Genomic DNA, 13,414 nt, shown 5'->3' on the forward strand with positions numbered 1-13,414 from the left:
GCTAACACCGCACCCGGGGTGCCATCGTCAACTCGATGTAGCCGGTAGGCCACGGAGACCTACCGGCTGTGATCGATCAACCTGCCGCCGCGGCGTCCTTCTCCCGGTTGCGCAGCGCGCGGCCGACGCCGTCGGCGCCCTCGAGGATGAGCCTGCGCAGCGCCTGCGGCGGCTGCGCCTCGGTGAGGAAGCGCTGGGCGGCCTCGACCGTGGCGGGCTCGATGAGGAACGAGGGGAAGCAGCCGACGGCGAACGTCGAGGCCTGGTCGAACGTCCACTCCTTGTAGATGCGGCCGGCCTCGGCGAAGTACTTCTCCCTGTACGGCGCCAGCAGGTCGATGTGGTGCGGGTCCTGGAAGCCGCCGATGGTGGCCCTGGCGATGTGGTTGGCCAGCTCGCCGCCCACGATGCGCTCCCACGCCGCCGCCTTGGCATCGGCCGTCGGGATGGCGGCCCGGCACGTGGCGGCCGAGCGCTCGCCGGTGGCCGTGGGGTCGCGCCGCAGCTCGGCCTCGATGTCGGCCTCGCCGCACCGGCCGCCGGAGACGAGCGCCTGCAGCAGCGTCCAGCGCAGGTCGGTGTCGACGGCCAGCCCGTCGGGCACCGAGGTGCCGTCGAGGATGCCCTGGAGCAGGTCGAGGTCGCCGCCCGAGGTGGCGACGCCCGCGAACGCCTGCACGAAGGCGAGCTGGTGGTCGGAGCCCGGCGCGGCGGAGCCGAGCAGCGCGCGCAGCTCGGTGGCCAGCAGCGCGAGGCCCTCGTGCTGCCAGGCCGGGTCGGCGTACTGCTGCACGGCCTGGCGGGCCTGGCGCAGCACGGCCTGCAGGACCGTGATGTCGGTGACCGTGGCCGCGCCGGAGACGACGAGCTTGACGTAGTCGCGGGCGGGCATCTCGCCGTCGCGGGTCATGTCCCAGGCCGCCGACCAGCACAGGGCGCGCGGCAGCGACTCGGTGATCTTCGCGATGCCGCCGTCGACGAGCGTGCGCAGGGAGGCGTCGTCGAGGCGGATCTTGGCGTAGGTGAGGTCGTCGTCGTTGAGCAGCACCAGGTCGGGCTGCTCCTCGCCGACGAGCTGGGCCACCTCGGTACGGGCGCCGACGACGTCCAGCTCGACCCGCTTCGTCCGGGTGAGGGTGCCGCCGGAGAGCGAGTACAGGCCGATCGCGATGCGGTGCGAGCGCAGCGTCGGGTAGTCGGCAGGAGCCTCCTGCAGCACCTCGAACTTGGTGAAGCGGCCCCCGGACACCTCGAACTCCGGCCGCAGCGTGTTGACCCAGGAGGTCTCCAGCCACTCCTTCGACCAGGCCGACAGGTCGCGCCCGGAGGTGCGCTCGAGGGCGTCGAGCAGGTCCTTCAGCTCGGTGTTGCCCCAGGCGTGCTCGGCGAAGTAGTCGCGGACGCCGGCCAGGAAGTTGTCCAGCCCCACGTACGCGACGAGCTGCTTGAGCACGGACGCGCCCTTGGCGTACGTGATGCCGTCGAAGTTGACCTCGACCGCCTGCATGTCGGGGATGTCGGCGGAGATGGGGTGGGTGGAGGGCAGCTGGTCCTGGCGGTAGGCCCAGGCCTTCTCCACGTTCGCGAACGTCGTCCACGCCCCGCCGCCCCACCGGGTGGCCTCGGCCTGGGCGAGCACCGACATGTAGGTGGCGAACGACTCGTTCAGCCACAGGTCGTCCCACCAGCGCATGGTGACGAGGTCGCCGAACCACATGTGGGCCATCTCGTGCAGGATCGTCTCGGCGCGCCGCTCGACGACGGCGTCGGTGACGCGGGAGCGGAAGACGTAGTCCTCCAGGAACGTCACGCAGCCCGCGTTCTCCATGGCGCCGGCGTTGAACTCGGGCACGAAGAGCTGGTCGTACTTGCCGAAGGGGTAGCGCACGCCGAACACGCGGTGGAAGAAGTCGAAGCCCTGCCGGGTGACCTCGAGGATGTTGTCGGCGTCGAGGTGCTCGGCGAGCGAGGCGCGGCAGTAGATGCCGAGCGGGATGCCGTCGTGCTCGGAGGTCACCTTGTGGTACGGCCCGGCGACGAGCGCGGTGATGTAGGTGGACATGACCGGCGTGGGCGGGAACTCCCACCGCTTGGCGGTCTGCCCTGGCACGTCGCTCACCGTGTCGGCGGCGGCGTTGGAGACGACCTCCCAGTCGCCCGGCGCCAGCACCGTGAGCTTGAAGGCGGCCTTGAGGTCGGGCTGGTCGAAGCAGGCGTACATGCGGTGGGCGTCGGCCGTCTCGAACTGGCTGTGCAGGTAGACCTTCTGGTCGACCGGGTCGACGAAGCGGTGCAGGCCCTCGCCGGTGCGCATGTAGCTGCAGCGGGCGTCGACGACGAGCTCGTTGGCGGCGGCCAGGGACGGCAGCGGGAAGCGCCCCTGCTCGGCGTCGTAGGCGCTGACGTCGAGGTCCTCGCCGTTGAGCGTGACCCGCCTGACCTCGGCGCCGTGCAGGTCGATGAAGGTGGACGACCCCGGGGCCGTGCTGGTGAAGCGGACCTTCGTGACGCTCTCGAAGCGCTCGTCCCCCTCGGTCAGGTCGAGTGCCACGTCGTACGACTCGACCGTCAACAGCCGGGCGCGCTCACGAGCCTCGTCCCGGGTCAGGTTGCCTGCCAACTTGCGCTCCTTTTCACCACTTCGTCGGGGTTGTCCGTATCCTGCCACGCCGGGAATAGGACCCGAACCACCTCAGGTTACGGGCTGACATGACAGAGAAGATTCCCGTGGACCTCTGGTTCGATCCTGCCTGTCCGTTCGCCTGGATCACCTCACGATGGCTGCTCGAAGTCGAGAAGGTCAGGCCGATCGAGCCGCGCTGGCGGCAGATGTCCCTCTACTTCCTCAATGAGGACAAGGACGTCCCCGCCGACTACCTCGAGCGGGCCGCCAAGGGCATGGGCTCCGTACGCGTCGTCGCCGCGGCCGCCGCCAAGCACGGCGAGCAGGTCATCGGCCCGCTCTACACCGCGCTCGGCACCCGCCTGCACAACGAGGGCCTCGGCAAGGAGCCCGAGCGGCTGCGCGAGGTCATCGAGGGCGCGCTCGACGAGGTCGGCCTCGACCGCTCGCTCGCCGACGAGATGCGCTCCGAGGAGTGGGACCCGGCCATCCGCGCCTCCCACGAGGAGGGCATCGGCCTGGTCGGCGAGGAGGTCGGCACCCCGATCATCCGCGTCGGCCAGAACGCCTTCTTCGGCCCGGTCATCACCAGGATCATTCGTGGCGAGGACGCGGGCGAGCTCTGGGACGGCGTCCTCATGGTCACCCGGTACGACGACTTCTTCGAACTCAAGCGCACCAGGACCAAGCGCCCGCAGTTCGACTGACCACTCCGGGAAGAAGAAAAGCCGGTCGCGGTGTAAAGGGCTTATCCCCGAGTGCGGATCAGCCCTCGCATCCCGGGCCTGGTCGCTGTCAGGATGGGTCCATGCGTCAGCTGTACATCGGCGGCTCCTGGACCGCATCGGCATCCGACGAACCCATCGAGGTCGTGAACCCGGCCACCGAAGACGTCATCGACCATGTGCCCGCCGGCACGCCCGATGACGTCGAGGCGGCGGTGGCCGCGGCCGGGCGAGCCTTCCCCGAGTGGTCGCGCACGCCCGCCGCCGAGCGCGGCAGACTGCTCGCCGAGGCCGCCGAGCTGCTGAGACAGCGTTCGCACGACATGGCCAAGACCATCGCGACCGACATGGGCGCGCCGCTGGGGTTCGCGCTCAAGGTGCAGACGCTCACGCCCGCCGCCGTCCTCGCCTCCTACGCCGAGCTGGCCGGGAGCCACCCGCGCGAGTCGCGGGTCGGCAACTCGCTGGTCGTGAAGGAGCCGGTCGGGGTCGTCGCCGCCATCACGCCGTGGAACTACCCGCTGCACCAGGTCGTGTGCAAGGTCGCGCCCGCGCTGGCCGCCGGCTGCACCGTGGTGCTCAAGCCGAGCGAGGTCGCGCCGCTCGCCGCGTACGCGCTGGCCGAGATCTTCGACGAGGTGGGCCTGCCGCCGGGGGTGTTCAACCTGGTCAGCGGCCGCGGGCCGGTCGTCGGCGAGGCCATGGCCGCCCACCCGGGCGTCGACATGGTCTCCTTCACCGGCTCCACCGCCGCGGGCCGCCGGGTGGCCGCGCTCGCCGCCGAGACCGTCAAGCGGGTGGCGCTGGAGCTGGGCGGCAAGTCCGCCAACCTCATCCTGCCCGACGCCGACCTGCCGCTCGCGGTCAAGGTCGGCGTGGCCAACTGCTTCGTGAACGCGGGCCAGACCTGCTCGGCGTGGACCCGCATGCTCGTCCAGCGCGACCAGTACGACGAGGCCGTCGGGCTGGCCGTCGAGCTGGCCCGCGGCTACCGCGTCGGCGACCCCTTCGACGAGTCCACCAAGATCGGGCCGCTGGTCTCGGCCGCCCAGCGCGACCGGGTGACCCGCTACGTCAACCGGGGCCAGGAGGAGGGCGCCAGGTTGGTGGCGGGCGGCACCGAGCGGCCGCACGAGCGCGGCTACTACGTCGAGCCCACGGTCTTCGCGGCCGTCGAGCCGGGCATGACGATCGAGCAGGAGGAGATCTTCGGCCCGGTGCTGTCGCTGATCCCGTACTTCGACGAGGACGACGCCGTCAAGATCGCCAACGGCACCCCCTACGGCCTGGCCGGGGCGGTCTGGGCGGGCACCGACGAGCGCGCGCTCGACGTCGCCCGCCGCCTGCGCACCGGCCAGGTGGCCGTCAACGGCGGCCGGTTCAACCCGATGGCCCCCTTCGGCGGCTACAAGCAGTCGGGCCTCGGCCGCGAGCTGGGCGAGCATGGCCTGGAGGAGTTCTTGGAGACCAAGTCACTGCAGCTCTAGACGAGCAGGCCGCCCGTGGCCAGGATGTTCTGGCCGGTCACCCACCGCCCGTCGGGGCCGGCCAGGAACGCGACCACGGCCGCGATGTCGTCGGGCCTGCCCAGCCGCCCCAGCGCGGTCATGGCGGGCGTCTGCGCCAGCGCCTCCGGCGGGTTGGCGCCGCGCAGCATGTCGGTGTCGGTGGCGCCGGACGAGACCACGTTGACCGTGATGCCGCGCCCGCCCAGCTCGCGCGCCGCCACCTTGGCGAACTGCTCCATCGCCCCCTTGCTGCCACAGTAGAGGGCCAGGGTGGGGGCGGGCACCCGCGTGTTGAGCGAGGAGACGTTGACGATGCGCCCGCCGTCGCGCATCACCCGGCCAGCCCACTGGATGGCCAGGAAGACCGCCTTGGCGTTGACCGCGAACACGCGGTCGTAGTCGTCGCCGGTGATGGCGTCGATGGGTTTCTGGGCCTCGGCGGTGGCGGCGTTGTTGACCAGGATGTCGAGGCCGGGCAGCCGCGCCTCCGCCTCGGCGAACAGCCGCCGCAGGTCCTCCTCGTCGCCGAGGTCGGCGCGCACGGCGTGTGCTCCCGTCTCCTTGGCGACCTGCTCGGCCGCCTCGGCGGAGCTCTGGTAGCAGAAGACGACCTCGGCGCCGTCGGCGGCCAGTCGCTCGACGATCGCCCTGCCGATGCCCCTGGAGCCGCCGGTGACCAGTGCGCCCTTGCCGGAAAGTACGCTCATGCCGCCAAGCTACGCCTTGAGCATGATCGTCCGGGCCTCGGTTCGCGGCAGGCGATCGACGTAGAGCCTGCCGTCGAGGTGCTCGGTCTCGTGCTGCATGCAGCGCGCCAGCGAGCCGCGCGTCTTGAGGCGGACGGGCCGCTGCAACCGGTCGAGGCCCTCCACCGACACGCCCGCGGCGCGCGCGACCGGCGCATAAAGCGGCTTGCGGGTGCCGCGGTCGGTCACCGACAGGCAGCCCTCCTCGTCGATGACCTCTTCGGGGTCGTCCACGGTCAGGACCGGGTTGATCACGTGTCCTTTCCGGCCGGCGATGTCGTAGACGAACAACCGCCGCGACACGCCGATCTGCGGGCCGGCCAGACCGACGCCGTTGACCGCGTACATGGCCTGGAACATCTCCTCGATGAGCCTGCGCAGCTCGCGGTCGAAGTCCGTCACCGGCTCCGCGGGCGTGCGCAGGACGGGGTCGCCGAGGGCCCGGATCTCTCGCATGACTCTGCTCTCGCTTCTCGTGTAAGGACTGGGTATGGATAGGAGTCCTTACTCTACCGAGCGGGAACCTCTCGCCGGGGGGCTGTGGAAGACTGGCACCGTGCGTGTCTACATCGGTGCCGACCATGCCGGCTATGAGCTCAAGAACCACCTCGTGTCCTGGCTGAAGGACCACGGGCACGAGGTGACCGACTGCGGTCCCTTCGTCTACGACGCCGAGGACGACTATCCCGCGTTCGTCCTGCGCGCCGCCGAGGGCGTCGCCGGCGACCCGGGCAGCCTGGGCATCGTGATCGGCGGATCGGGCAACGGCGAGCAGATCGCCGCCAACAAGGTGCGCGGCATCCGCGCCGCGCTCGCCTGGAGCGAGGAGACGGCCGGTCTCGCCCGCGAGCACAACAACGCCAACATCGTCAGCGTCGGCGCCCGCATGCACTCCACCGAGGAGGCCACCAGGTTCGTGGAGGTCTTCCTGTCCACGTCGTTCTCCGGCAGCGAGCGCCACAGCAGGCGCATCGCGCAGCTGACCTCCTACGAGACCATCGGCCAGCTGCCCTCGCTCCCTTAGCCCTTGCGCTTGGCCTCGCGCCTGGGCATCTCGTCACGCAGGGGCCGCCTGTCGGCGGCCTCCTGCTGTTGCTTCGACGGTCGCGACACGTCGCGGGCCCGCATGGCGACGACCGGCGTGATCTGCAGACTTTGCAAGGCCATGCCGTCGAGCCTACGTCAGGATCGCCGGGCGGGTCAGAAGACCAGCCCCGTCCACGGCTTCGGGCTCCACGACATCGCCGTGGCCAGCCTGTGCACGACGCCCGCGGTGTGCTCGCGCAGCAGGCCCGCCTGCAGCTGCTCGCCGAGCATCCCGTCGCCGAGGTACGCCGAGCCGAGCGAGGCCACCGGCAGCGTGACGTCCGGCTCGTCGTCCACCGGCTTGCACGTGGCGCCCGTCAGGTCGGCGCTCAGCCGCCAGCGCCGCGCGTTCCACGGGCAGACGTCGTCCTCGACCTCGATCACCACGTCGACCGGCGCCGCGTACGACCGCGCCGACAGCGCCCTGTCGACCTCGACCAGCCGCACCCACAGCTCGTCCGACCAGCGGGCGCGGACCTGCCGCTGGTCGGCCAGCAGCGCGATCAGCGGGTCGTCGACCGGCCTGCCGTACGTCTCGACGCGGGTGACCAGGTCGCGGTCGAGCACGTTGCGCCAGAGCAGCGCGTACGCGGCCGGGTCGGCCGCCTCCAGCTCGCCCAGCATCAGCGTGCCCGCCGGGATGTCGTTGTCGTCCCACGACGACTTGATGCGGAACAACGCGTAGCCGCGCACGCCCTGGTCGTCCTCGGCCAGGATCGCCCGCAGCGGGCCGCGCCCTCCCTGATCGGCCTCCTCGTCGGCGAGGATGCCCGTCCAGTGGTGGGCGTTGCGCTCGTAGCGGCCGGGGCGCCGGGTGACGACGGCGGCGAACAGCTTCTCCAGCTCCTCGCGCACCTGCGCGGGCTTGGCCACCCTGATCCGCAGCGACGGGTCATGGGGAGCGTTCCGCACGAACGCCGAGCGGCGGGTGTCGATGCGGAACGGCAGGTTGGTGGAGGCCCTGCCGTAGCCGTACCGGCCGTAGATGAGGGACTCGGACGCGTAGAGCGCGGCCACGGGCTCGCCGCGCTCACGGATGTCGGACAGCTGCCGGCGCATGAGCGCGGACAGCACCCCGCGCCGGCGGTGGGAGGGCAGCACGCTGACGGCCGTCACCCCGGCGACGGGCAGCTGCCCGCCGGGGACCGACATCGTGAAGCTGTAGATGGAGGTGACGCCGGCCATCTGGTCGCCGTCGAAGGCCGCGAGCGTGCGGTCGAACTCCGTCTCGGCCTTGGCCCGCTCGACCATGGCGGGATGGGGCGCCCACCCGAACGCCTCTTCGAGCACCTGGCTGTAGACCGGGAACTCGGACTCATCAATCGGACGGATCGGGTACGTCATCCGTCCACGGTAGGAGCAGGCAAAGGGGTGAGGCCACCGAATATACCTGCTTAATGATCAAGGCGTTGGTCAAGTGGGCTGCCCAAACAGGGGTCAGACCGATACAGTCAGGCGCATCATGAGTTCCCGTCCGGCGCCGCTGATCCCGCCACGGGTCCGCGCCGCCCTGGTGCGGGTGCCCTTCCTCGTGCACGTCGTCCGCTTCGTCCGGCGCGTGCTCATCGCCCGTGACCGCAACCTGCTCATCACGCTCATCGTGCTGGCGCTCGTCATCGGGTTCCTCGCGGCCGAGGTGTCCAACGAGTGGTTCTCGCCGTCGCTGCTCATCCTCGTCACGCTCGTCGGCGGGCTCCAGCTCCGGCTGCGCAGCCTGATCAAACTGCTGGTGGGCGTCGGCGTCTCGCTGGGCTACGTCGCGATCAACCTCGGCGCGGGCCGAGTGGGGCTCGGGCTCGGCGTGACGATCCTGTTCACCACCGTGCTCGCCGTGCTCATGGCCCGCACCAGGGGCAAGCTCGGCGTCCAGGGCCTGCGCGGCGACGCCATGCTGCTGGAGCTGCGCGACCGGCTGAAGAGCCAGGGCGAGCTGCCCCAGCTGCCCAAGGACTGGGGCGCGAAGGTCGTGCTCAAGCAGGCGGGCGGCTCGTCGTTCGGCGGCGACTTCCTGGTCTCCATGCGCGACGGCGACTCCGTCGAGATCGCGCTGGTCGACGTCTCGGGCAAGGGCGTCGACGCCGGCACCCGTGCGCTGCTGCTGTCGGGCACGTTCGGCGGCCTGCTCGGCTCGGTCGACGACTTCCTGCCCGCCTGCAACTCCTACCTGCACAGGCAGCGCGGCGACGAGGGCTTCGTCACGGCCGTGCACCTGCGGCTCGACCTCGCCACCGGCGACTACACGATCACCTCGGCCGGGCATCCGCCGGTCGTGAAGTTCGACGCCGGCACCGGCAACTGGCAGGTCGCCTCGGCCAAGGGCGTCGTGCTCGGCGTGGTGCCCGACCTGCACTGCGAGCCCGACAGCGGCACCCTGCGCAAGGGCGACGCGCTGCTGCTGTTCACCGACGGCCTCATCGAGCAGCCCGGCCGCGACATCGACGCCGGGCTCGACCGGCTGCTCGGCGAGGCCGAGCGGCTGCTGCCGTCGGGCTTCCGCGACGGCGCCAGGGCCCTGGTCAACGCCATGGCCTCCGGCCACAACGACGACTGCGCGCTGGTGCTCATCTGGCGACCGTGACGTTTCACACGGGACGAGTCGTGACACCGGTCACTTTCAGCGGACGCCGCCCGGCTGAGATCCTCTAGGGGGTCGGGCCCCGGCGGAGCGGCGCGGCTCCACCGGGTCCCGTCACGCGGCTCCTCCCGTCACAACCAGCCGCAGTCACTCGCGATGCGCACCGCGTCGAGCCGGTTGCGGGCGCCCGTCTTGCACATGATGCGCGACAGGTGGTTGCGCACGGTGCCGACCGACAGGAACAACTCGTCGGCGATCTCCGTCGAACGGGCGCCGCCCGCCGCGATGCGCAGCACGTCGAGCTCACGCCTGGTCAGCGGGTTGGTGGCGCACTCCAGCGCGGCCACGGCCAGCTCCGCCTCGATCGCCCGATGGCCCGCGGCCACCTGGCGCACGCCTTCCGTCAGGTGCTCGGGGCGTACGCACAGGCTCATGAAGCCCAGCGCGGCACCCGCCAGTGCCTCGCGGACCTGGGCCGGGTTGGCGGCGGCCGACAGGAGCAGCACTCCGCAGCGGGGCGCGTGCTCGGCGAGCAGGGCGCTCGCCGGCCGTCCCGGAAGGTCGAGATCGACGACCGCCACGTCGGGATCGGCGTCCAGCGCCGCACGGACCACCTCGTCGGCGTGTCCTGCCTCGGCGACCACCCGCATGTCGGGCTCGGCTCCGAGCGTGGCGAGCAGACCACGGCGCACCAAGGGAAGGTGCTCGGCGATCAGTATGCGGATCAAGACGTCCCCCTCCGTCGTCTCTTAGGGTGATCGTCTGATCGCACCCTGTCAATGCCTGTCAAAAGCGGTACGCCGTGCGGCGTGGCGAGTTCGACTACTCTGGGGCTGTCGGACCTTTCGTCTGTCCTTATCGTTTGCCGGGAGCGCGTCTAGATGAACTGGCTCTACGCCGTGGGGATCATCCTGTTCCTCCTCGGCCTGATGGTCTCCATCGCGCTGCACGAGCTCGGTCACCTGGTCCCCGCCAAGATCTTCGGGGTCAAGGTCACCCAATACATGGTGGGTTTCGGCGGCACCGCGTGGTCCCGGCGCAAGGGTGAGACCGAATACGGCATCAAGTGGATCCCGTTCGGCGGCTACATCCGCATGATCGGCATGCTGCCGCCGCGTCCCGGCGACGATCCGACCAAGGTGCGCAGCACCGCCACCGGGCCGTTCCAGGGGCTGATCGAGTCGGCCCGCGACGCCGCCCAGGAAGAGGTGCGGCCGGGCGACGAAGAGCGCGTCTTCTACCGCAAGAAGTGGTGGCAGAAGGTCATCATCATGTCGGGCGGCCCGGCGATGAACTTCGTGCTCGCCTTCGTCTTCTTCAGCATCCTGCTGGTCGGCATCGGCCTGCCCACCTGGGCCCCGATCGTCTCGCCCGACACCAACACGTGCGTGATCCCGATCTCCGAGCAGCGCGCGCAGTGCACGCCCGCCGACAAGCCGACCCCGGCCGCCCAGGCCGGCATGAGGCCGGGCGACGAGATCGTCGCCTTCGACGGCAAGAAGATCACCTCGTGGGACGACGCCACCAAGCTCATCCGCTCCCACGGCCCCGGCCCGGCCAAGGTCGGCATCGTCCGCGACGGCAAGCCGATGACGCTCGACGTCACGCTCATCGCCCAAGACCGGCCCAACCTCGACGACCCGACGAAGATCGACAGGAACGTCGGCTTCCTCGGCGTGCTGCCGACCGAGGTCATGCAGAAGCAGAGCATCGGCCAGGTGGTCGGCTACATGGGCGACCTGTCGGTCAGGGTCGCGAGCTCCCTGCTCAACCTGCCCAACAAGATGGTCGGCGTCTGGCACGCCGCCTTCTCCGGCGAGGAGCGCGACCCCGAGGGCCCGGTCGGCGTGGTCGGCGCGGGCCGCATGGGCGGCGAGATCCTCGCCTCCGACCTGTCGACCGAGAAGAAGATCGCCATCTTCGTCAACCTGCTGGCCGGCTTCAACCTGGCGATCGGCATGTTCAACCTGCTGCCGCTGCTGCCGCTCGACGGCGGCCACATCGCGGGCGGCCTGTGGGAGGGCATCAAGCGGGCCTACGCCAGGATCATGCGCAGGCCGGAGCCCGCCTATGTGGACATCGCGAAGGTGCTGCCGGTGACGTACGCGGTGGCGATCGTCATGATCATCATGGCGGGCCTGCTCGTCTACGCCGACCTGGTCAACCCGCTCACGCTGACGAACTGACCCCGTGCCGGTCCGCTGAGCGTCACCAGGTCAGCAACCGCAGCCGCGTCCGCTCCCCGGCAGGTCGCGCCTGCACGCGCAGCTCGGGCACCGCGTCGCGCAGCACCGAGATCCCGAGCGGCACGAGCACCAGGCACAGGGCGGCGCCCGACAGGACGCCGTCGACCAGCTCGCTCCTCTTCAGCACGCCGGTCCACAGCCACCCGGAGAACACGAACAGCGCCAGCCGCCCGGTGCCGAACACGCCCGCACGGAAGGCGGCCGCGCCGAGGACCAGCGTCCCGAGGTAGAGGCCGAAGGCCGCCGAGACCGGCACCCGCCAGGGCCCGTAGGAGATGTCGGCGTACAGGTCCATGACGATCCCGGTCGTACGCTCCAGCCCGAGCGTCCCGATCAGCCGCAGGGCCGTCTCGTCCACCCCGGCCCAGTACAGGCGCGAGAACAGGCCCACGACCAGCAGCGCGCCGCCCAGCAGCGCCGCCCGGGGCGAGCGCGTGGCGACCACCCTGGCCAGCGTGGCGAAGGCCAGGCACAGCACGATGGCGCCTGCCGTGTAGAGGGCGTACCCGGCCGTGGCGAGCCCGGGGTTCAGGACGTACGCGGCGAGCTGTTCGGGCGCGGCGAACGGCTGCGCGGCGAAGGACGCCCGCTGCTCCGGCGTGAAGTCCGCCGTGCGCCCCGCCAGATGACGCAGCGCCAGCCCGGCGAACCACAGGAGCGGCCCGAGCACCAGGGCGCCGCCGCCGAGGAGCCGCCCGGGAAACCAGGCGTTGGAGTGGACCGATGGGGGAGTGAGCGTGATCGATGACATGGCGCTCACCCTGGCGTGCGGGAGAAGACCGCTGCATCTGCCTTTCGTCAGGTAAGGGATGCCTCTTTCGTACAGCAGCCGTCATGTGGCGATCCACCGATCGGCTGAGCCGACGCCTCCACCGTTCGGCGGTCAGGTCCCGTCTCCTGCCCGATGGTGGCGGAAGTGCTGGTCGTAGCAGGCTGAATGCGTCAATCACCGATGGGCCGACTCCCGAAGGACGCGCGCATGCCACCAGTGATCGAGGTACGCAACCTCCACAAGCGCTATGACGACAAGATCGCGGTCGATGATGTCTCGCTCACCGTCCAGGAGGGTGAGATCTTCGGCATCCTCGGTCCGAACGGCGCCGGCAAGACCACGACCGTGGAGTGCATCGAGGGCCTCCGCACGCCGGATCGCGGTGAGATCAGGGTGCTCGGCCTCGACCCCCTCCGGGACCGCGCCGAGCTGACCCGGCGGCTCGGCGTCCAGTTGCAGGCCGGCCACCTCCCCGAGCGGCTCCAGGTCGCCGAGGCCCTGCGGCTCTACAGCTCCTTCTACCCCGAGCCCGCCGACTGGCGCGCGCTGCTGGACGGCCTCGGCCTGGCGGACAAGGCGAGGACCAGGTACGCCAAGCTGTCCGGCGGCCAGAAGCAGCGGCTGTCGATCGCGCTGGCCCTCATCGGCGGCCCCCGGGTGGCGATCCTTGACGAGCTCACCACCGGTCTCGACCCGCAGGCCCGGCGCGACACCTGGGACCTGATCGAGGGCGTGCGCTCCCGTGGGGTGACGATCGTGCTGGTCACCCACTTCATGGAGGAGGCCGAGCGGCTGTGCGACCGGCTCGCGCTGATCGACGCCGGCCGCGTCGTCATGGTGGACACCCCGGCCGGTCTGACCGAGCGGGCGCGCATAGGGCAGCGGATCCGGTTCCGCCCGTCCAGGCCGATGGACGACCGCCTGCTGACGAGCCTGCCCGACGTCTCCGGCGTCACCCGCCAGGGTGAGCTGGTCATCGTCGACGGCAACGACAACGCGCTCAACGCCGTCACCACCGTGCTGGCCCGCCACCAGATCGTGGCCGAACAGCTCCGCGTCGAGCAGGCGAGCCTGGAGGACGCGTTCGTCCAGCTGACCGGCAAGCGCCTCGACCCCGGCCCTCGGTAACCATC

The 13,414-nt window shown here is 70.7% G+C and carries 13 protein-coding genes; 6 read left to right on the forward strand and 7 right to left on the reverse strand.

Annotated features, from left to right (window positions below; all coding sequences use genetic code 11):
• Window positions 1–76: 76 nt before the first annotated feature.
• Entirely contained in the window at window positions 77–2,620 is a 2,544-nt protein-coding gene (gene pepN, locus AB0K18_RS11965; protein ID WP_364913535.1) for an aminopeptidase N, read from the reverse strand.
• Between the two features lie 89 nt (window positions 2,621–2,709).
• On the opposite strand from pepN, the gene AB0K18_RS11970 reads away from it, so the two are divergent.
• Window positions 2,710–3,330 (forward strand): disulfide bond formation protein DsbA, encoded by a 621-nt coding sequence (locus tag AB0K18_RS11970; protein WP_364913538.1) that lies wholly within the window; start codon window positions 2,710–2,712, stop codon window positions 3,328–3,330.
• 101 nt (window positions 3,331–3,431) lie between these two features.
• Window positions 3,432–4,835, forward strand: a complete 1,404-nt coding sequence (locus AB0K18_RS11975) for an aldehyde dehydrogenase family protein (RefSeq protein ID WP_364913539.1) — start codon at window positions 3,432–3,434, stop codon at window positions 4,833–4,835.
• On the opposite strand, the gene AB0K18_RS11980 is transcribed toward AB0K18_RS11975, so the two are convergent.
• Together AB0K18_RS11980 and def are read right to left on the reverse strand one after the other, a co-directional pair.
• Complete coding sequence (locus AB0K18_RS11980) at window positions 4,832–5,563, reverse strand: SDR family oxidoreductase (RefSeq protein WP_364913542.1); 732 nt, start codon at window positions 5,561–5,563, stop codon at window positions 4,832–4,834. The two genes, AB0K18_RS11975 and AB0K18_RS11980, sit on opposite strands and share 4 nt — an antisense overlap.
• Before the next feature lie 9 nt (window positions 5,564–5,572).
• On the reverse strand, window positions 5,573–6,058 hold the full coding sequence (def, locus tag AB0K18_RS11985; protein ID WP_364913545.1) for a peptide deformylase: 486 nt from the start codon (window positions 6,056–6,058) through the stop codon (window positions 5,573–5,575).
• 100 nt (window positions 6,059–6,158) lie between these two features.
• Here def and AB0K18_RS11990 point away from each other — a divergent pair, with 100 nt between their 5' ends.
• Entirely contained in the window at window positions 6,159–6,626 is a 468-nt protein-coding gene (locus tag AB0K18_RS11990; RefSeq protein ID WP_345388030.1) for a ribose-5-phosphate isomerase, read from the forward strand.
• Here the strand turns inward: AB0K18_RS11990 and AB0K18_RS11995 are convergent.
• On the reverse strand, window positions 6,623–6,769 hold the full coding sequence (locus AB0K18_RS11995; protein ID WP_355420198.1) for a hypothetical protein: 147 nt from the start codon (window positions 6,767–6,769) through the stop codon (window positions 6,623–6,625). The two genes, AB0K18_RS11990 and AB0K18_RS11995, sit on opposite strands and share 4 nt — an antisense overlap.
• A 33-nt stretch (window positions 6,770–6,802) precedes the next feature.
• Complete coding sequence (locus AB0K18_RS12000) at window positions 6,803–8,032, reverse strand: GNAT family N-acetyltransferase (protein ID WP_364913548.1); 1,230 nt, start codon at window positions 8,030–8,032, stop codon at window positions 6,803–6,805.
• A gap of 118 nt (window positions 8,033–8,150) precedes the next feature.
• Between AB0K18_RS12000 and AB0K18_RS12005 the strand changes: the two genes are divergently transcribed.
• Entirely contained in the window at window positions 8,151–9,266 is a 1,116-nt protein-coding gene (locus AB0K18_RS12005) for a PP2C family protein-serine/threonine phosphatase (RefSeq protein WP_364913551.1), read from the forward strand.
• A gap of 128 nt (window positions 9,267–9,394) precedes the next feature.
• Here the strand turns inward: AB0K18_RS12005 and AB0K18_RS12010 are convergent, their stop codons facing one another.
• Window positions 9,395–9,991: a response regulator transcription factor gene (locus AB0K18_RS12010; protein WP_364913554.1), complete on the reverse strand. Its 597-nt coding sequence runs from the start codon at window positions 9,989–9,991 to the stop codon at window positions 9,395–9,397.
• 153 nt (window positions 9,992–10,144) lie between these two features.
• Between AB0K18_RS12010 and AB0K18_RS12015 the strand changes: the two genes are divergently transcribed.
• Entirely contained in the window at window positions 10,145–11,449 is a 1,305-nt protein-coding gene (locus AB0K18_RS12015) for a site-2 protease family protein (protein WP_364913557.1), read from the forward strand.
• A gap of 22 nt (window positions 11,450–11,471) precedes the next feature.
• Here AB0K18_RS12015 and AB0K18_RS12020 read toward each other — a convergent pair whose 3' ends face one another.
• Window positions 11,472–12,260, reverse strand: coding sequence for a hypothetical protein (locus AB0K18_RS12020; protein WP_364913560.1), 789 nt, complete (start codon window positions 12,258–12,260; stop codon window positions 11,472–11,474).
• Between the two features lie 228 nt (window positions 12,261–12,488).
• Between AB0K18_RS12020 and AB0K18_RS12025 the strand changes: the two genes are divergently transcribed.
• Entirely contained in the window at window positions 12,489–13,409 is a 921-nt protein-coding gene (locus tag AB0K18_RS12025) for an ABC transporter ATP-binding protein (RefSeq protein WP_364913562.1), read from the forward strand.
• Window positions 13,410–13,414: the final 5 nt, after the last annotated feature.

Source organism: Nonomuraea sp. NPDC049421 (assembly GCF_040677005.1).
Taxonomy (GTDB): domain Bacteria; phylum Actinomycetota; class Actinomycetes; order Streptosporangiales; family Streptosporangiaceae; genus Nonomuraea; species Nonomuraea salmonea.